This is a genomic window from Azospirillum sp. TSH20 (assembly GCF_003115935.1).
Classification (GTDB): Bacteria; Pseudomonadota; Alphaproteobacteria; order Azospirillales; family Azospirillaceae; genus Azospirillum.
Window position 1 is genome coordinate 1 of the sequence record NZ_LGQU01000018.1, and the last position, 16,823, is coordinate 16,823.

The window sequence follows — 16,823 nt, forward strand, 5'->3', positions numbered from 1 at the left end:
TCCCGCATCAGCACTTTCCCCCTCCCCCACGTCGGACGGACCTTCGGTCCGCCGAGAGCGGGGGAGGGTCGGGGTGGGGGCAAGTGTCCGCACTCGCCACCCCCCGCCCGCCAGAGGAATCCGCCATGCCCATCCTGATCCTCGCCGACCACGACAACGTCATCCTCAAGCCCGCCACCGCCCACGCGGTGACCGCCGCCGCCAAGCTCGGCAGCGACGTCCACGTCCTCGTCGCCGGCCGCAACGCCGCCCCGGCCGCGGAGCAGGCCGCCAAGCTGGCCGGCGTCGCCAAGGTGCTGCTCGCCGACGATGCCGCCTACGAGCATGCGCTGGCCGAGCCGGTCGCGGCCCTGCTGGTCTCGCTCGCCGCCGGCTACAGCCACGTCCTCGCCGCCGCCACTTCCGTCGGCAAGAACGTGCTGCCGCGCGTCGCGGCGCTGCTCGACGTCGCCATGATCTCCGAGATCACCGCCGTGGTCTCCGCCGACACGTTCGAGCGGCCGGTCTATGCCGGCAACGCCATCGCCACCGTGCAGTCGGCCGATGCGGTGAAGGTGATCACCGTCCGCACCACCGCCTTCGAGGCGGCCGCCGCCACCAACAACGCCCCGGTCGAGAGCGTCGCCGCCGTGGCCGATCCGGCCGTGTCGAGCTTCGTCTCGGCCGAACTGACCAAGTCGGAACGTCCGGAGCTGACCGCCGCCCGCATCGTCATTTCCGGCGGGCGCGGCATGCAGTCGGGCGACAACTTCCACCTGCTGGAAGCCATCGCCGACAAGCTGGGTGCCGCGGTCGGCGCCAGCCGGGCCGCCGTGGACGCGGGCTTCGTGCCGAACGACTATCAGGTCGGCCAGACCGGCAAGATCGTGGCGCCGGAGCTGTACGTCGCCGTCGGCATCTCGGGCGCCATTCAGCACCTCGCCGGCATGAAGGACAGCAAGGTCATCGTCGCGATCAACAAGGATGAAGAGGCGCCGATCTTCCAGGTCGCCGACTACGGCCTCGTCGCCGATCTGTTCAAGGCGCTGCCGGAGCTGCAGCAGGCCGTCTGATCCCGTTCATTTCCTCCGTTACCCGAAGAGGTCCCCCATGACCGCCGCCGCGATCCCCTACACCCCGCCGCTGAAAGAGATCCGCTTCGTCCTCGACCACCTCGCCGGCATGGCCGACGTGGCGGCTCTGCCGGGCTTCGAGGATGCCAGCCCCGACATGGTGGACAGCATCCTGGGCGAGGCGGCGAAGATCGCCGAGAATGTCCTGGCTCCGCTGAACCGCATCGGCGACGTCCAGGGTGCCAAGCTCGGCGCCGACGGCATCGCCCGCACGGCGGAAGGCTGGGGGGCGGCTTGGCAGGCGCTGGTTGAGGGCGGCTGGAACGGGCTGCCCTTCGACCCGACGCGCGGCGGCATGGGGCTGCCCAACCTGCTGAACACAGCCGTGCAGGAGATGTGGCATTCCGCCAACATGGCCTTCGCGCTCTGCCCGATGCTGACGCAGGGGGCGGTGAATGCGGTGCAGCTCTACGGCTCCGACGCCCTGAAGGACATCTACCTGCCCAAGATGATCTCGGGCGAGTGGACCGGCACCATGAACATCACGGAGCCGCAGGCGGGCTCCGACCTCGCCGCCACGCGGTCGCGCGCGGTGCCGAACGGCGACCATTACCTCGTCAGCGGCCAGAAGATCTTCATCACCTATGGCGACCATGACCTGACGGAGAACATCGTCCATCTGGTGCTGGCCCGCCTGCCCGACGCGCCTCCGGGCGTCAAGGGCATCAGCCTGTTCGTCGTGCCGAAGTTCCTGGTCAACCCCGACGGCAGCCTGGGCGCCCGCAATCAGGTGAAGTGCGTGTCGCTGGAGCACAAGCTGGGCATCCACGGCAGCCCGACCGCCGTGCTGTCCTTCGGCGACGAGGGCGGGGCGACCGGCTTCCTGGTGGGCGAGCCGAACCGTGGCCTGGAATACATGTTCACCATGATGAACCACGCCCGGCTGAACGTCGCCATGCAGGGCCTGTCGATCGCCGAGCGCGCATATCAGCAGGCTTTGGCCTATGCCCGCGACCGCGTGCAGGGCAAGCCGCTGGGCTGGGCCGAGGGCCAGTCGAAGGGCATCGTCAACCACCCCGACGTCCGCCGCCTGCTGATGGGCATGAAGGCGCGGATCGAGGCGATGCGCGGCATCCTTTACACCGCCGCCGCCGCGGTCGACGTGGCGCACCATCATGCCGACGAGGCGGCGCGCGGCCGGGCCGCCCTGCTGGTCGATCTGCTGACCCCCATCGCCAAGGGCTGGTGCACCGAGACCGGCCAGCAGCTGGCGTCGGACGGTGTGCAGATCCATGGCGGCATGGGCTTCATCGAGGAGACCGGCGCTGCCCAGCATCTGCGCGACGCCCGCATCACCACGATCTACGAAGGCACGACCGCCATCCAGGCCAACGACCTGATCAACCGCAAGATCCTGCGCGACGGCGGGGCGACGGCCAACGGGCTGCTCGACGAGATCGCGGCGCTGGGCGGCGAGCTGTCCGGTCATGCCGATGAAGCATTGCGCGTCACCGGCGCCGAGCTGGCCGCCGCCGTGCTGGAGGCCAAGCAGGCGGTGGCCTGGGTGCTGAGCGTGGCGAAGCAGGACCCGCGCCTGCCGGCCGCCGCGTCGGTGACCCTGCTGGAGCTGATGGGCGTGGTCGCCGGCGGCTGGCAGCTTGCCCGCGCCGCCAAGGTGGCGGTGGAACGGCTGGCGGCGGGCGATGCCGACACCGCTTTCCTCTCGTCCAAGCCGCTGACCGCCCATTTCTTCGCCACCCATGTGCTGCCGAAGGCGGCGGCGCTGCGGGCGACCGTCGTCAACGGCTCCGCGAGCGTGATGGCGCTGAGCGAGGAGCAGCTGTTCGGCGCGGCTTGACGGGGGCGCGCTGACCGGTTGGTGCCGGGGCCTTTGGCCCTTTGCCGGGTGTCGCGGGCGGTTGGGGGACCTCCCGCCACTGCCCCGGCGCCAACCCATCCAATGTCCAATCGCCGATCGACCAGCGGATCAGCCGCAGGGTGGGAAAGCCGACCGCCGCGGTCATGCGGCGGACCTGCCGGTTGCGCCCTTCGCGTATGGTGAGCGCAATCCAGCTGGTGGGGATGGCGGCGCGGTAGCGCACCGGCGGATCGCGCGGCCACAGCGACTCGGGCTCTTCCATCCGCCGCACCTCGGCGGGCAAGGTGGGACCGTCCTTCAGAGTGACGCCGCGGCGCAGCGCCTCCAGCGCCTCGTCGGTCGGGATACCCTCCACCTGCACCCAATAGGTCTTCGGCATCTTGTTGGCCGGCGAGGCGATGCGGGCGATCAGCGGGCCGTCGTCGCTCAGCGCCAGCAGCCCCTCGCTGTCGCGGTCGAGCCGGCCGGCGGCATAGACGCCCTTCACCGGCACCAGCTCCGCCAGGGTCGGGCGGCCCTGGTCGTCGGTGAATTGCGGCAGCACGCCATAGGGCTTGTTCAGCAGGATCAGGCGCGGCACGGGCTTGCTTCCTTGCGCGGTTCGGGAAAGGCGCTATCGTTCGCACCCCAACATGATCTCTTGATAGCAGGGGTTCGGCCGTGACGCTTCTGTTCTGCTCCGCCAGCGACAGCGCCGAGGATTGGCGCCGGGAAATCGCCCGTCATCTTCCCGGCGTGGAGATGCGCGTCTGGCCCGAGACCGGCGACGTCGCCGACATCGAGGTGGCGGTGGTGTGGAAGCCGCCGGCCGGCATGCTGGCGACGCTGCCCAACCTGAAGCTGATCGTCTCGCTGGGCGCCGGGGTGGAGCCGATCCTGCAGGATCCAACCCTGCCCGACGTGCCGCTGGTCCGCATGGTGGCGGACGGGCTGACGGTCGACATGGCCGGCTATGTGGCCTTCCAAGTGCTGTATTGGCACCGGCTGATGGATGGCTATGCCGCCCTCCAGGCCGAGGCGCGGTGGGAGCAGAGGGACCATCGCCCGGCCTCCGAGGTGACCGTCGGCTTCCTGGGGCTGGGCGAGCTGGGGGCGGCGTCGGCCCGCACCCTGCGGACCCTGGACTACCGCCTGATGGGCTGGAGCCGCAGCCCCAAGAGCATCGAGGGGGTGGAGAGCTTCTCCGGTCCCGACGGGCTGGCGGCGATGCTGCCGCAGTGCGATTTTCTCGTCTGCCTGCTGCCGCTGACCGACGAGACCCGCGGCATCATGAATGCGTCGCTGTTCGCCGCCTTGCCCAAGGGGGCGGTGGTCATCAACGCCGCCCGCGGCGGGCATCTGGTCGAGTCGGACCTGCTCGACGCGCTGGAGAGCGGGCATCTGCACGGCGCCAGCCTGGACGTCTTCGCGACGGAGCCGCTGCCGGCCGACCATGCGCTCTGGCGCCATCCGCAGGTCCGCATCACCCCCCATGTCGCCGGAATCACCCACCCATCGCGTTGCGCCGTGCAGGTGGCCGACGCGGTGAAGGCCCTGCGTGACGGCCGGCCGCTGCCCAATCTGGTGGACCGCAGCCGGGGCTACTGAGAAGAAAGCCTCTCTCGGCCGTCATCCCGGCGAAGGCGGGGATCCAGGCTTCCGGCTCAGACACTTGGAAAGTCTGGATTCCCGCCTTCGCGGGAATGACGACCAACGAAAGTGCTTTTGGGATTTCAGCGCGGTCGCGGCCCTTACAGCATCTGAACCGCGATCACCGCCAGCAGGGCCGCGATCACCCAAAGGGCAATGCGGTCCGAGCGGCGGCGGGTTTCCCAGCCGTTCAGCATCTGGCGGACGGTCTGGGGATGCAGGCGCACGCCGCCCTCCGCCATGTCGCGGGTCACCCGTTCCGCTTCGCTGACCAGGGCGGGGATGCGGCGGACGGTGGACAGGATGGCGCCGGCATCGTTGATGAACTGCGCCTCCGGCCCGCGATTCTCGCGCATCCACTCCTCGATCAGCGGACGGGCCAGTTCCCACATGTTGATGTTGGGGTTCAGCAGCCGGCCGACTCCCTCCGCCGTCAGCATGCTTTTCTGAAGGAGAAGCAACTGCGGCTGGGTTTCCATCTCGAACTGTTCGGTGACGGCGAACAGCTGGGCCAGCAGACGGCCGACCGAGATGTCGGCCAGCGGCTTGTTCTGCAACGGCTCGCCGATGGCGCGGCAGGCCTGGGTGAAGATCTCGATCGACTGGTGGCGCGGGACGTAGCCGGCCTCGAAATGCACGATGGCGACGCGGCGGTAGTCGCCGGTCAGGAAGCCGATCAGCATGTCGGCGAGGTAATAGCGCGTCTCGCGGTCCAACCGGCCCATGATGCCGAAATCGACGGCGGTGATGGTGCCCTGTTCGTTGATGAACAGGTTGCCGGGATGCAGGTCGGCGTGGAAGAAGCCGTCGCGGAAGACCTGATTGAAGAAGCTGGCCGACGCCATCGCCAGGATCTCGTCGCGGTCGAAGCCGGCGGCGGAGATGCGGGCGGGCTCGTCCACCTTGAAGCCGCGGATGCGCTCCAGCGTCAGCACGCGGCCGGCGGTGCGCTCCCAATCGACCTTCGGCACGTTGAAGGTTTCATCGTCCTTGAAGTTCGACGCCAGCTCCGACGCGGCGGCCGCCTCCATCCGCAGGTCCATCTCCAGGCGGGAGGTGCGGGCGAAGGTGTCGACGACCTCGACAAGCCGCAGCCGCTTCAGCCGGGGCAGCACCCATTCGGCAAGGTTCGCCAGCCGGTAGAACAGGTCGATGTCGCGTTCGAAGGCCTGCTCGATCCCCGGACGCAGCACCTTGACCGCCACCTCCTGCCCGTCGGCGGTGACGGCGAAATGCACCTGGGCGATGGAGGCGGCGGCGACCGGCTTGTCGTCGAAGCTCTGGAACAGGGCATGGACCGGCTGGCCGAACTCCGCCTCGATGATGGCGCGGGCCTGATGGGCGGGGAAGGGCGGCAGCTTGTCCTGCAACTCGGCCAGATCGACGGCCATCCGTTCGCCGACCAGATCGGAGCGGGTGGAGAGCAGCTGTCCCAGCTTGATGTAGGTGGGGCCGAGTTCGGCCAGCGCGCGGGCCAGCCGCTCGCCCTCGCGGCCGGGCACGCCCTTGCGGGCGACCCGGCGCCACAGCCAGAGCAGGCCGGGGGCGGTGCCGAGCAGGCTGGTGGGCAGGGCATCGTGACGGGCGACCGTCCGGCCGATCACGGCCATCCGGATCAGGTTGCGCAGGATGCGGAACACGGGAGCCTAGATCCGCCAGCCGGAATGGATGGCGGCGATTCCGCCCGACAGGTTGCGCACGCGCACGGCGCCGAATCCGGCCGCCTCGATCCGCTTCGCCAGATCGGCCTGCTGCGGGAAGCGGCGGATGCTCTCGGCCAGATAGCGGTAGCTCGCCTCGTCCTTCGCCACGACGCGGCCCATGAAGGGCAGCACCTGGAAGGAATAGACGTCGTACAGCTCGCGCAGCACCGGCAGGACGACGTGGCTGAACTCCAGGCAATAGAACTTGCCGCCGGGCTTCAGGACGCGGTGGGCCTCCTTGATCGCCTCGTCGATGCGGGTGACGTTGCGCAGGCCGAAGGCGATGGTGTAGGCGTCGACCGAGCGCGAGGCGATGGGCAGCCGTTCCGCGTCGCCGACCGTCCATTGCACGCCGGACAGGATGTTGCGGTCGATGGCGCGGTCGCGGCCGACCCGGACCATCGCCTCGGTGATGTCGCAGACCACCGCCGCGCCACCGCCCTTCTTCAGGAAGCGGAAGGCGATGTCGCCGGTGCCACCCGCCACGTCCAGCAGGGTCATGTCCGGCTTGGGCGCCACCAACTCCATCAGCGTGTCCTTCCACAGCCGATGGATGCCGCCCGACATCAGGTCGTTCATCAGGTCGTAGTTGGTCGCCACGCTGTCGAAGACGGCGCGGACCAGCCCGGACTTGGCGGACGGATCGACGGGGGTGAAGCCGAACCAGTTGCCTTCGGCACCGGAGACGGGCTTTTGCGGGTCGGCGGAGGATGGGGGGGTGCGGTCGCTCATGGCCGGGAACATAGCGCGGGCAGGGGCCATGCGCCAGCGGGGGCGTGCGATGCGGAAGACGCTGCGGCGAATGGCGTAGGGCGGGTGGGGGCGGGGGAGGCGGAAGTTGGAACGACTGGATTCCCGCCTTCGCGGGAATGACGGCCGAAGAGGAGCTTCGGGTCCAGGGCGTTGCAGAAAGCCTTGCCGCCACATCCCCCTTGCATCCCGCCGTCCCCGCGCGTATAAGCCCATCCTTCCACGGGCGGCGAGGCTGGGCCGTATGGCTCAGGGCATGCCCAACCGTCCGATGGAATTCCGCCTCATTTCCCTCTAGGAAACGAAAATGCCCAAGCTGAAGACGAAGAGCGGCGCCAAGAAGCGCTTCAAGGTGACCGCCACGGGTAAGGTCCGCGCTCAGGCCGCCTACAAGCGCCACTGCCTGGAACAGAAGTCCCCGAACATGAAGCGCAACGCGCGCGGCATGATGACCCTGTGCGACTCCAACGCCCGCACGGTGCTGAAGAACTGGCTGCGCAACGCCTGATCTCGGCACATTGTAGAATTCGGAAGGACCTGAACCATGGCTCGTGTTAAGCGCGGCGTCACGACGCACGCCCGTCACCGCAAGATCCTGAAGCTCGCCAAGGGCTACCGGGGTCGCAATTCCAAGAATTTCCGTATTGCGATCGAGAAGGTCGAAAAGGCGCTTCGTTACGCCTACCGCGACCGCCGCAATAAGAAGCGCGATTTCCGCGGCCTGTGGATCCAGCGCATCAACGCCGGTGTCCGTCAGTACGGCCTGACCTACTCGCGCTTCATCAACGGCATCAAGCTGGCCGGCATCGAGATCGACCGCAAGGTCCTGTCCGATCTGGCCGCGCGCGAGCCGGAGGCCTTTAAGACCCTGGTGGACAAGGCCCAGGCCGCGCTCGCCTCCAAGGCCGCCGCGTAACGCCCAGCGCTTCCCGTCCCAGGGAACGCTTGCCGTCACGGCGTCAGTTGTAAGAGAAGGGAGCCGGGCCGCTGGGCCGGCTCCCTTTTTCTGTTTGCACCGATTTTTCCCCACGCTTGCCGGGAACCGCCATGCTCGACGCGCTGAAAGACGAACTTCTGTCGCAGGTCAACGCCGCCGCCGACCTTTCGGCGCTGGACGAGGTGCGGGTCTCCGCGCTCGGCAAGAAGGGGCGCATCACCGGCTTCATGAAGGAGCTGGGGAACCTCACCCCCGACGAGCGCAAGGAGCGCGGCCAAGCGCTGAACGCGCTGAAGGACGAGATCGCCGCCGCCATCGACGCGCGCAAGGCCGACCTCGCCGCCGCCCACCTGAAGGCGCGGCTGGAGGCCGAACGGGTCGACGTGACCCTGCCGGTGCGCCCGGAGACGGAAGGGCGTATTCACCCGATCAGCCAGACGATGGACGAGATGATCGCCATCTTCGCCGAGATGGGCTTCTCGGTCGCCGAAGGGCCGGACATCGAGGATGATTTCCACAACTTCACCGCCCTGAACTTCCCGCCCGGCCACCCGGCGCGCGACATGCACGACACCTTCTATCTGCCGGATGCCGGCGATAAGAAGATGCTGCTGCGCACCCACACCAGCCCGGTGCAGGTTCGCACCATGCTGAACAACAAGCCGCCGATCCGCATCATCGCGCCGGGGCGGACCTACCGCTCCGACTACGACATGACCCACACCCCGATGTTCCACCAGATCGAGGGGCTGGTCATCGACGAGGCGACCAACATGGGGCACCTGAAGGGCTGCCTCGTGGAGTTCTGCCGCGCCTTCTTCGACGTGGACGACCTGCCGCTGCGCTTCCGCCCCAGCTTCTTCCCCTTCACCGAACCGTCGGCGGAGGTCGATATCGGCTGCTCGCGCAAGGGCGGCGAGCTGAAGCTGGGCAATTACGGCGACTGGCTGGAGATCCTCGGCTGCGGCATGGTCCACCCGAACGTGCTGGAAGCCTGCGGCATCGACAGCACCCGTTACCAGGGCTTCGCCTTCGGCATGGGGGTGGAGCGCGTCGCCATGCTGAAATACGGCATCCCCGACCTGCGCACCTTCTTCGAAGCCGACCTGCGCTGGCTGAAGCATTACGGCTTCGTGCCCCTCGACATTCCCAACATCGCCCACGGGCTGACGCGCTGAGCCGATGCCAACCATTGCCGAATTCGACGGGATCAAGATCCTGATGTATTATCAGGATCATGATCCGCCCCATTTCCATGTCGAATACGGTGATTGCGAAGCGCTGATCCGCGTTGCGGATCTGGCGTTGATCGAAGGGGATGTGCCGGGCCGGATCCTGCGCCGCGTCACCGAATGGGCGCGGACGAGGCAGGCCGATCTGGCGCTGAACTGGGTCAAGTGCCGCAGCCATGTGGCGCCGGATCGCCTGTGACAGGACCGTCTGTGACGGGCCGCGTTTGGAGGGAAGCATGCCGGGTTTGCTGAAGAACCGCATCGAAAGCGCCACCCCGCTCCCGGACGGGCGGCGGGTGTCGTTGCGCTGGGTCGGCGGTGCCGAAACCAGCGTCGACATGGCCCCCCTGATCGCCCGCGGCGGCGTGTTCGCGGCGCTGTCCGACCCGGCCCTGTTCGCCGCCGTCACGGTCGGTCCGCGCGGCCGGTCTCTGACCTGGCCGGGTGAACTGGACCTGGACGCCGACGCCCTGTGGTTCGAAGCCCACCCGACCGACAACCCCTTCGCCCATTCCGCCGCGGCCGAGTGAATCTCGCCTTTTTCCGGTCGCCCCTCTCTGCCCGCCAGACAATCATCGCATCACGGACCCGCTCCCATGAAGTTCACGCTGTCCTGGCTGAAGGACCATCTGGAGACCGACGCCTCGCTCGACCAGATCACGGAGAAGCTGACCGCCCTCGGGCTGGAGGTGGAAGGCGTCCATGACCGGTCGAAGGAGCTGGCGCCCTTCCGCGTCGCCCATGTCGTCTCGGCCGAGAAGCACCCGGACGCCGACAAGCTGCGCGTGCTGATGGTCGATACCGGCGCCGGCACCCTGCAGGTCGTCTGCGGCGCCCCGAATGCGCGCGCCGGGATGAAGGGCGTCTTCGCGCCGGAGGGGACCTATGTCCCGGGTTCCGACATCACGCTGAAGAAGGGCGTCATCCGCGGCGTCGAGTCGAACGGCATGATGTGCTCCAAGCGCGAGCTGAAGCTGTCGGACGAGCATGAGGGCATCATCGAGCTGCCGGACGACGCCCCCGTCGGCTCCGCCTTCGCCGATTATGCCGGGCTGAACGATCCGGTCATCGACATCAACCTGACGCCCGACCGCGCCGACTGCGCCGGCGTGCGCGGCATCGCCCGCGACCTCGCAGCATCCGGCATGGGCACGCTGAAGCCGCTGACCGCCGGGCATCTCGACACCACCCCGGTGGAAGGCCGCTTCGCCAGCCCGATCGGCGTCAGCATCGCCGCGCCCGAGGCCTGCCCGCTGTTCGTCGGCCGCTATATCCGCGGCGTCAAGAACGGCCCGTCGCCGAAATGGCTGCAGGACAAGCTGGTGTCCATCGGCCTGCGCCCGATCTCGGCGCTGGTCGACATCACCAACTACCTGACCTTCGACGCCGCCCGTCCGCTGCACGTCTTCGACGCCGACACGGTGAAGGGCAACATCACCGTCCGCATGGGCCGCGAGGGCGAGACGCTGGCGGCGCTGAACGGCAAGGAATACGCGCTGGACGGCGCCATGACCGTGGTGGCCGACGACGAGCGGGCGGAGGCTCTGGCCGGCATCGTCGGCGGTGAGCCGACCGGCTGCACCGAGCAGACCGTCAACGTCTTCGTCGAGGCCGCGCTGTTCGACCCGGTGCGCACGGCGCAGACCGGCCGCCGGCTGGGCATCGATTCGGATGCGCGCTATCGCTTCGAGCGCGGCGTCGATCCGGCCGCGGTGTTTGCCGGCATGGAACGCGCCACCCGCCTGATCCTGGAACTGTGCGGCGGCGAGCCGTCGGAACTGGTGGTCGCCGGGGCCGAGCCGGACTGGAAGCGCAGCCTGACCCTGCGCGCCGGCCGAGTCGCGGCGCTGGGCGGCGTCGACCTGCCGCGCGAGCGTCAGGAGCGGATTCTCACCGATCTGGGCTTCACCCTGGAAGGCGAGGATGAGGAGGGCCGGCTGCGCGTCGGCATTCCGTCCTGGCGCGCCGACGTCCATGGCGAGGCCGATCTGGTCGAGGAGGTGCTGCGCGTCCACGGCTTCGACGCCATCCCGGCGACGCCGCTGCCGCGCGAGACGGTGCTGACCCGTCCGGCCCTGACGCTGAAGCAGCGCCGGGTTGCGCTGGCCAAGCGGACGCTGGCCGCCCGCGGTTTGTCGGAGGCGGTGACCTGGTCCTTCCTGTCCGGTCCGGTCGCCGAGCTGTTCGGCGGCGGCCAGCCCGGCCTGCGGCTGGTCAACCCGATCAGCAGCGACCTGGACGTCATGCGCCCGTCGATCCTGCCCAACCTGATCCAGGCCGCCGGCCGCAACGCCGACCGTGGCTTCGCCGACGTGCGCCTGTTCGAGGTCGGGGCGGCCTTCCGCACCCCGGCGCCGGACGGGCAGGACAGCGTCGCCGCCGGCATCCGCGCCGGGGCGGCGGTGCCGCGCCATTGGGCGGAGAAGGCGCGCGGCGTCGATGTGTTCGACGCCAAGGCCGACGCGCTGGCGGTCCTGGAGTCGGTCGGCGCCCCCGCCGGCAATCTGCAGGTCACCACCGACGCGCCGGGCTGGTACCACCCCGGCCGCTCCGGCGTGCTGCGACTCGGCCCCACCGTGATGGCCCGCTTCGGCGAGATCCATCCGTCGGTGCTGGAGGCTCTGGGCGTCAAGGGTCCGGTCGTCGGATTCGAGGTGATACTGGACGCCGTGCCGCTGCCCAAGAAGAAGGGCGGCACCGCCAAGCCGATGGTCCAGCTCTCCGCCTTCCAGCCGGTGGAGCGCGATTTCGCCTTCGTCGTCGACCGCAAGGTCGAGGCCGACAAGATCCTGCGCGCGGTGAAGGGTGCCGACAAGGCGCTGGTCAAGGATGTCGCGGTGTTCGACGTCTATGAGGGGCCGGGCGTGGGCGAGGGGCGCAAGTCGGTCGCCGTGTCGGTCACCTACCAGCCGACCAGCGCAACCTTGACCGATGAGGCGATCGAAGCGGTCGGCCAGAAAATCGTCGCGGCGGTGGTCAAGGCGACCGGTGGAAATCTCCGCGCCTGAGACTGTCACCCAAAGGTTGAAGTCTCTGCTGTTCAAGAAAAGAGCCTCCGTTCCGACGGGGGCTCTTTTTTTGTCCTCGCCGAAGGCGTCGCGAAAGAGTCCTTTCAAACCGCCGACTGCCCAATCATATGCTGAATCGCTGATTGAAGAGTCTTGAGTGCATTCGCTAAGGGAAAAACCTGATGCCGATTGTTGCAATTCAGTGTTAGACGGCTATGCAATGTTTTGTGGGAAGATCGGCCCCTGGGATTGTTTGCCCGTCGTAAGCCTATGATGTGTCCGATGTCACGGTTAGGCCACAGGCGGCGCTTGCATTGCCTTGGCATGCCCGATGTCCAATTCGATGCAAGCGACAGACCGGGAGAAATCAATGGCTGATCCTACAGGCAGTCAGGCAACCAAACCGGAGTCCGTCAGGCCGCTGATCCTGGTGGTCGACGATGACCGCTCGATTGTCGAGGGGCTGGCGATCCTGTTGGACGGCTGGGGGTACGAGGTGGTGAAGGCGCTGAGCGCCGCCGCGCTGGAGGCTCAACTCGGCGGTCTGGGCCGGGCGCCGAACCTGATCATCGCCGACCATTACCTGCCGGCCGGCCGTACCGGGCGGGAGGTGGTGGAGCGCGTCCGCGCCGAAACCGGGCAGCAGATCCCGGCGATCATCCTGACCGGCGACAGCACGCCCGAGCGGCGTGACGAGGCCGAACTTCTGGGCTGCCAGCTGCTGCTGAAGCCGGTGCAGGTCGGGCCGCTGCGCGAGGCGGTCGAGGCCCTTTGCAGCCGATAGGACGAAGGGAAAGGGGGCGGGGGTAGGGGTGCGGCATCCCGCCTGTCTGGCCGCCCGTCAGGTTGCAGGACCTGCCCCGGAACCGGGCCGGTCGATCTCCGGCAGCACGGCGAGGAAGGCATCGACCACCGCCGGATCGAAGCGCAGGCCGGCCAGCCGCCGGATTTCCTCCACGGCGTGAGCACGGTCCAGCGCCGGACGATAGGGACGGTCGCGCGTCATCGCGTCATAGGCGTCGGCGACGGCGACGATGCGGGCGCACAGCGGGATCGCCGCCCCGGTGCGGCCGTCGGGATAGCCGGTGCCGTCCCAATTCTCGTGATGCCAGCGCGCAACCGCCGCCCCCAGATGCAGATGGGTCGGACCGTCGGCCAGATGGCTGGCATGGTGCAGCAGGGCGGCGCCGGCCACCGTGTGGGTCTGCATGGCGCTGCGTTCCGTCGGATCGAGCGGGCCCGGCTTCGACAGGATGTCCGGATCGACCGCGGCATTGCCGATGTCGTGCAGGATGGCGGCGAGCCCGATGATCTCCAGCGTCGACTCGTCCAGCGACTCGGGGAACAGGCCGTCGGCATGCAGGCGGCGGGCGATCCGTTCGGTGATCGCGGCGATGCGCAGCGAGCGGCTGAAGCGGCTGTCCCCAGTTATTTCGGCCGCCATATCGGCCGTCTTCTCCGCCGCCTTCTCCGCTGCCGCGCCGTCCGTGCCCAGCGCGCCGCGGCCGCGTTCGGCCAGATCGGCCAGCGCCGCCAGCGTGCCCTGCTGGGCGCGGTAGAGCTGCTCGTAATGGTGCAGATTGTCGAAGCCGACGGAGATTTTGCCGCAGAACACCTCGATCAGCTTGCGGTCGAGTTCGGACAGCGGCCGGTTGGAGCGCAGATAAACCACCGTCTCGCGGTCGTTCGGCGTGCGTATGTAGAGCGTGCAATGGTCGCCGGCATAGCCATGCGCCTGTCTTTCCAGGCAGGCGGTCACCGCGTCCAGCACGGCCGGGTCGACATGGCCGGCGGCGGGCTCGTTGATCAGCGCCTCAAACCGGCCCGACCCGGCCAGCACATAGAGGCTGGTGGGACATCCCGATGGGGCGCATCCCGACGGGGTGCAGCCCGCCGCGCCGGCACCGCCGCGCTGCATGCAGAGGATGGCGTCCGGCCCCACCCCCAGCAGGCCCGACAGCTGGGTCAGCACGCCCGCCGCGAACAGCTTCATCGAGCGGGCGCGGAACAGCGACGATGACGCCTCGATGATCTTCTCCAGGCCGCGGCGGTTGGCGTCGATCGTTACGATGTCCTCGTAGGAGCGCAGGGCCGCGACGGTGGTGGTGAACAGCTGCTGGGCGGTCAGCTGGGTCTTCGCCTTGTAGTCGTTGATGTCGTAATCGAGGATCACCGCCCGTTCCGGCGCCTGTCCCGGCTGGCCGGTGCGCAGGATGATGCGGACGTTGCGGTTGCGCAGCTCCTCGCGGATGTGGTGGACCAGCCGCAGGCCGGCATCCTCCGTCTCCATCACCACGTCGAGCAGGATCAGCGCGATGTCGCTTTCCCGCGCCAGGATGCGCCGCGCCTCCGCCGCCGAATGGGCGGACAGGAAGCGCGCCTTGCGCCCCTTGTAGGCGAAGTCGGACAGGACGAGCTTGGTGATCGCATGGACCTCCGGCTCGTCGTCGACGATCAGCATGGTCCAGCGGCTGCCGGGCTGCTCCTCCGCGCCCCCGCCTGATGCATCCCCGTCCGGGGCGGCATCGTCGAGGAACACCAGATCCTCGTCACCGCTTTCCGGTGCCGGATCGGTTCGGGCCTCGTCCTCTGGTCCAGTCGGGTCGGCGTCGGTCATGGCTCTTCGATCGTGAAAGCGTCATGAGGGTGGGCGTGGCCGGCCCATTGGTGCAAACTATCAGAACGTATCCAACTCGATCACCGTACAATCGAGTCCGCGTTGCGCCAACGTGCCGCAGGCGGTGTCGACCTGCAGCCGGGTGAAGGGGGCCACCCCGACCTCGTACAGCAGGCGGCCCTTGCGGAACACCGGCCAGACCATCGGCGGCAGGTCGCGATAGGTGCTGCCCGGTCCGGCGGTGAACTCCTTCCAGGCGCGCAGGCCCTCGGCGTAGCTGACATATTCGCCCAGCTTGATGCCGTAGAGCATGCCCGGCTCCACCGGCGGCATGCCCGGCAGCGGGTAGGGCGCCACCACTCCGACCAGCCCCTGGACCGGCGCCAGCGCGCGGGTGCCGGCGGGCAGGGCCAGAGTGGCCTCGCCGTTCGCCGCACTGATCAGCGCCACCACGTCGCCCTGGCGCAGGGTGAAGGGGCGCCGCTTGCGGTTGCTCAGGATCTCGGTGGCGGAGATCGGGCCGGCGGCGACGACATAGCCTTCCGCCGGGGTCTGCGCCGCCTTGTCCCAGGCCGCGCGCGGCACGACGGCGGCGCTGCGGTGGGGCAGGGGAGCGTCCGCCGCCGGCTTGCCGGAGCCGGGTTTCGCCGGGTCGGCAGGCTTGTGCGCCCGTGGTCCCTCGCCGCCGATGGCCGGCCGGCCGGTGACCATCAGCGCCGGGTCCAGCGAATCGGCGGGAACATAGCCGATGGGCTGGCCGCCGATGGCGACCTCCGTCCAATAGGTGCCGCGCGGGGTGCCGAGCGCGTTCAGCGCCTTGCCCTGCTTCAGCGTCATGACGATGCGCGCATCTTCGCTGGGGCCGATCCGCACCTCGATGTCGCGGTTCAGCACCACCTCTCCGGTCAGCGGGGCGCCGATGGCGACGGGGCTCTGCGCCCGCGCCGGCGGGGCGGCGGCGATGAACCCGACACAAGCGAGGGCGACGGCGAGCGCCGGCAGCAGGCGGCGGGTCGGCACGGCTTTCATGTGGCAACTTCCTTCGCGGACACCGGTGAAGCAAGGCCCGGTTCCCGCCGGCCAAGCAAGTCATGGCCGACAAGGTCGTGGATGGCGTCGGCCAGCAGCCGCACCGGCTTGGGCGCCGTGCCGCGGGCGCGGTGCAGGGCGATGTCGACGTCCGGCAGGCCGGGAAACCCCTCCGCGGCGCCGATGCGGCGCAGGCTGGGCGGAACGGTGCAACATTCCATCGCCGTCACCCCCAGCCCGCCCATCACTGCGCCATGGACGGCGACGACGCTCTTGCTGGTGAAGGCGACGCGCCAGTCGCGGCCGATGCCGTCGAGCGCGGCGACCGCGAGGTCGCGCACGACGCAGCCCTTGGGGAACAGCGCCAGCGGCAGCGGGTCCAGGCTTTCCACCGGGCGATGTCCCGGCGGCGATACGGGGTCGAGCGGCGGGGCGACCCAGGCCACCGGCTCCTGCCGCACCAGCTCGCCGCCGGCCTCGCCGGCCTTGCGGGTGACGAGCGCGAGGTCGTAGCGGCCCTTGTCGATCTCCGCCACCAGATCGGGGCTGTTGTCGCAGATGACCTCGACCATCACCTCGGGATAGGCGGCGTTGAAGCGGGCCAGAATTTCCGGCAGCAGCATGGTGGCGTAATCGTCGGGCGTGCCGATGCGGACGCTGGCAACCGTCGGGCTGCGGTGCATCAGGGCCAGCACCTCGTCGTTCAGGGTCAGCATGCGCCGGGCATAGGCCAGCAGCACCTCGCCGTCGCGGGTCATGCGCACGCCGTGGGTGTCGCGTTCGAACACGCGCTTGCCCACCGTGTCCTCCAGCCGGCGCACCTGCTGGCTGACCGCCGCCTGGGTGCGGCCCAGCCTTTCGCCGGCACGGGTGAAGCTGGCGCTGTCGGCGACGGCGACGAAGGCGCGCAGCAGGTCGGTATCGAGATTGGCGGGCATGGCGGGGAACCGGAAGTTGCCGCTTATTCAAGCAGAGCGCCCGGCCGTC

16 protein-coding genes are annotated in these 16,823 nt (G+C 68.9%); 10 read left to right on the forward strand and 6 right to left on the reverse strand.

Features of this window, described 5'->3' with window-relative positions; all coding sequences use genetic code 11:
* The first annotated feature begins 125 nt into the window (after window positions 1–125).
* Both TSH20_RS04800 and TSH20_RS04805 read left to right on the forward strand, forming a co-directional pair.
* On the forward strand, window positions 126–1,052 hold the full coding sequence (locus TSH20_RS04800) for an FAD-binding protein (protein WP_109073669.1): 927 nt from the start codon (window positions 126–128) through the stop codon (window positions 1,050–1,052).
* 37 nt (window positions 1,053–1,089) lie between these two features.
* The gene (locus TSH20_RS04805) at window positions 1,090–2,910 is read left to right on the forward strand and encodes an acyl-CoA dehydrogenase C-terminal domain-containing protein (protein ID WP_109073670.1); all 1,821 of its coding nucleotides are present in this window, start codon (window positions 1,090–1,092) and stop codon (window positions 2,908–2,910) included.
* Here TSH20_RS04805 and TSH20_RS04810 read toward each other — a convergent pair.
* Window positions 2,852–3,511, reverse strand: coding sequence for a pseudouridine synthase (locus TSH20_RS04810; RefSeq protein ID WP_109073671.1), 660 nt, complete (start codon window positions 3,509–3,511; stop codon window positions 2,852–2,854). The two genes, TSH20_RS04805 and TSH20_RS04810, sit on opposite strands and share 59 nt — an antisense overlap.
* A gap of 80 nt (window positions 3,512–3,591) precedes the next feature.
* Between TSH20_RS04810 and TSH20_RS04815 the strand changes: the two genes are divergently transcribed.
* Window positions 3,592–4,518, forward strand: coding sequence for a glyoxylate/hydroxypyruvate reductase A (locus TSH20_RS04815; RefSeq protein ID WP_109073672.1), 927 nt, complete (start codon window positions 3,592–3,594; stop codon window positions 4,516–4,518).
* Window positions 4,519–4,661: 143 nt separating this feature from the next.
* On the opposite strand, the gene ubiB is transcribed toward TSH20_RS04815, so the two are convergent.
* Complete coding sequence (gene ubiB / locus TSH20_RS04820) at window positions 4,662–6,200, reverse strand: 2-polyprenylphenol 6-hydroxylase (protein ID WP_109073673.1); 1,539 nt, start codon at window positions 6,198–6,200, stop codon at window positions 4,662–4,664.
* A 6-nt stretch (window positions 6,201–6,206) separates the two neighbouring features.
* The gene (locus TSH20_RS04825; protein ID WP_247871570.1) at window positions 6,207–6,995 is read right to left on the reverse strand and encodes a class I SAM-dependent methyltransferase; all 789 of its coding nucleotides are present in this window, start codon (window positions 6,993–6,995) and stop codon (window positions 6,207–6,209) included.
* A gap of 325 nt (window positions 6,996–7,320) precedes the next feature.
* On the opposite strand from TSH20_RS04825, the gene rpmI reads away from it, so the two are divergent.
* The 7 genes from rpmI to TSH20_RS04860 all read left to right on the forward strand — a co-directional run bounded on the left by rpmI (window position 7,321) and on the right by TSH20_RS04860 (window position 12,974).
* Window positions 7,321–7,521 carry a 50S ribosomal protein L35 gene (rpmI, locus tag TSH20_RS04830; protein ID WP_012975158.1) on the forward strand — a complete coding sequence of 67 codons (201 nt, stop codon included), beginning with the start codon at window positions 7,321–7,323 and terminating at the stop codon, window positions 7,519–7,521.
* A 36-nt stretch (window positions 7,522–7,557) separates the two neighbouring features.
* Entirely contained in the window at window positions 7,558–7,929 is a 372-nt protein-coding gene (rplT, locus tag TSH20_RS04835) for a 50S ribosomal protein L20 (protein ID WP_012975157.1), read from the forward strand.
* 131 nt (window positions 7,930–8,060) lie between these two features.
* The gene (gene pheS / locus TSH20_RS04840) at window positions 8,061–9,128 is read left to right on the forward strand and encodes a phenylalanine--tRNA ligase subunit alpha (protein WP_109073675.1); all 1,068 of its coding nucleotides are present in this window, start codon (window positions 8,061–8,063) and stop codon (window positions 9,126–9,128) included.
* Window positions 9,129–9,132: 4 nt separating this feature from the next.
* Window positions 9,133–9,381: a DUF4160 domain-containing protein gene (locus tag TSH20_RS04845; protein WP_109073676.1), complete on the forward strand. Its 249-nt coding sequence runs from the start codon at window positions 9,133–9,135 to the stop codon at window positions 9,379–9,381.
* A gap of 37 nt (window positions 9,382–9,418) precedes the next feature.
* Window positions 9,419–9,712, forward strand: a complete 294-nt coding sequence (locus tag TSH20_RS04850) for a DUF2442 domain-containing protein (RefSeq protein WP_109073677.1) — start codon at window positions 9,419–9,421, stop codon at window positions 9,710–9,712.
* Between the two features lie 66 nt (window positions 9,713–9,778).
* Window positions 9,779–12,190, forward strand: coding sequence for a phenylalanine--tRNA ligase subunit beta (gene pheT / locus TSH20_RS04855; protein WP_109073678.1), 2,412 nt, complete (start codon window positions 9,779–9,781; stop codon window positions 12,188–12,190).
* Between the two features lie 370 nt (window positions 12,191–12,560).
* Entirely contained in the window at window positions 12,561–12,974 is a 414-nt protein-coding gene (locus TSH20_RS04860; protein ID WP_109073679.1) for a response regulator, read from the forward strand.
* Window positions 12,975–13,031: 57 nt separating this feature from the next.
* On the opposite strand, the gene TSH20_RS04865 is transcribed toward TSH20_RS04860, so the two are convergent.
* The 3 genes from TSH20_RS04865 to TSH20_RS04875 are packed head-to-tail and all read right to left on the reverse strand — an operon-like array spanning window position 13,032 to window position 16,774.
* Window positions 13,032–14,807, reverse strand: coding sequence for a DUF3369 domain-containing protein (locus tag TSH20_RS04865; protein WP_109073680.1), 1,776 nt, complete (start codon window positions 14,805–14,807; stop codon window positions 13,032–13,034).
* A gap of 60 nt (window positions 14,808–14,867) precedes the next feature.
* Window positions 14,868–15,836 (reverse strand): SH3 domain-containing protein, encoded by a 969-nt coding sequence (locus TSH20_RS04870; protein WP_109073681.1) that lies wholly within the window; start codon window positions 15,834–15,836, stop codon window positions 14,868–14,870.
* Window positions 15,833–16,774, reverse strand: a complete 942-nt coding sequence (locus TSH20_RS04875) for a LysR substrate-binding domain-containing protein (protein ID WP_109073682.1) — start codon at window positions 16,772–16,774, stop codon at window positions 15,833–15,835. Before TSH20_RS04875 ends, TSH20_RS04870 begins: the two co-directional genes overlap by 4 nt.
* Between the last annotated feature and the right edge of the window lie 49 nt (window positions 16,775–16,823).

Bases quoted from the DNA above. Each gene is read 5' to 3' on its own strand.
- TSH20_RS04800 (WP_109073669.1), top strand. From the start codon at position 126: ATGCCCATCCTGATCCTCGCCGACCACGACAACGTCATCCTCAAGCCC.
- TSH20_RS04805 (WP_109073670.1), top strand. From the start codon at position 1,090: ATGACCGCCGCCGCGATCCCCTACACCCCGCCGCTGAAAGAGATCCGC.
- TSH20_RS04825 (WP_247871570.1), bottom strand. From the start codon at position 6,995: ATGAGCGACCGCACCCCCCCATCCTCCGCCGACCCGCAAAAGCCCGTC.
- rpmI (WP_012975158.1), top strand. From the start codon at position 7,321: ATGCCCAAGCTGAAGACGAAGAGCGGCGCCAAGAAGCGCTTCAAGGTG.
- rplT (WP_012975157.1), top strand. From the start codon at position 7,558: ATGGCTCGTGTTAAGCGCGGCGTCACGACGCACGCCCGTCACCGCAAG.
- pheS (WP_109073675.1), top strand. From the start codon at position 8,061: ATGCTCGACGCGCTGAAAGACGAACTTCTGTCGCAGGTCAACGCCGCC.
- TSH20_RS04845 (WP_109073676.1), top strand. From the start codon at position 9,133: ATGCCAACCATTGCCGAATTCGACGGGATCAAGATCCTGATGTATTAT.
- TSH20_RS04850 (WP_109073677.1), top strand. From the start codon at position 9,419: ATGCCGGGTTTGCTGAAGAACCGCATCGAAAGCGCCACCCCGCTCCCG.
- pheT (WP_109073678.1), top strand. From the start codon at position 9,779: ATGAAGTTCACGCTGTCCTGGCTGAAGGACCATCTGGAGACCGACGCC.
- TSH20_RS04860 (WP_109073679.1), top strand. From the start codon at position 12,561: ATGGCTGATCCTACAGGCAGTCAGGCAACCAAACCGGAGTCCGTCAGG.
- TSH20_RS04865 (WP_109073680.1), bottom strand. From the start codon at position 14,807: ATGACCGACGCCGACCCGACTGGACCAGAGGACGAGGCCCGAACCGAT.
- TSH20_RS04870 (WP_109073681.1), bottom strand. From the start codon at position 15,836: ATGAAAGCCGTGCCGACCCGCCGCCTGCTGCCGGCGCTCGCCGTCGCC.
- TSH20_RS04875 (WP_109073682.1), bottom strand. From the start codon at position 16,774: ATGCCCGCCAATCTCGATACCGACCTGCTGCGCGCCTTCGTCGCCGTC.